This window comes from Aequorivita vitellina, from assembly GCF_022008365.1.
In the GTDB taxonomy this organism is placed as follows: domain Bacteria; phylum Bacteroidota; class Bacteroidia; order Flavobacteriales; family Flavobacteriaceae; genus Aequorivita; species Aequorivita vitellina.
Window position 1 is genome coordinate 1 of record NZ_JAIRBA010000142.1, and the last position, 487, is coordinate 487.

Below are 487 nucleotides of genomic sequence, written 5' to 3' on the forward strand. Positions count from 1 at the left end.
TGAAAGTTTTGAAAGCCATTGGCGGACAAATCAACGTAAAACCAATGTCAGCGTAAAAAAAAACGACACCACAACAATGGCTATAAGTAATTGCTTGTTCACGCCTACTTCTGAAAATCCTCGCGGATTTTCAGTTTGGTGTGTTCTTACAAATTTAAGTGCTAACCCACGCAACTACTCATAGCCGAGACCGTTGTGCAATATTGAACGAGACGCAAATCACGGCGGAAAATTGGCGGAATAACGTCTGATTTTTTTTTGGAATTAAGTGTTTAAAAGTAAAAAGCAGTTCGGACAAAAGTGCTGCGCGGACAATGATTTTTCTCGGACAAAAATACGAAACGGAAAAAAGGGGAGTAGCTGGAATTTTTTGACATCGGAAAAATAAAACCAGCAAGCGCAATTTTGCTTTTCGATGGCCTTTGAAAGAATAGCAAAGCGGAAACAAAACGGAACAGAGCGCAGAAAAACATTGCACAACAAGGCA

At 40.0% G+C, this 487-nt stretch carries 2 protein-coding genes; one reads left to right on the forward strand and one right to left on the reverse strand.

Annotated features, from left to right (window positions below; genetic code table 11):
- Nucleotides 1–184 (forward strand): hypothetical protein (locus K8089_RS16325; RefSeq protein WP_237604343.1); only part of this gene is annotated, 184 nt, incomplete at its 5' end.
- 80 nt (nt 185–264) lie between these two features.
- On the opposite strand, the gene K8089_RS16330 is transcribed toward K8089_RS16325, so the two are convergent.
- On the reverse strand, nt 265–487 hold a 223-nt coding region (locus K8089_RS16330; protein WP_237604344.1), incomplete at its 5' end, for a hypothetical protein.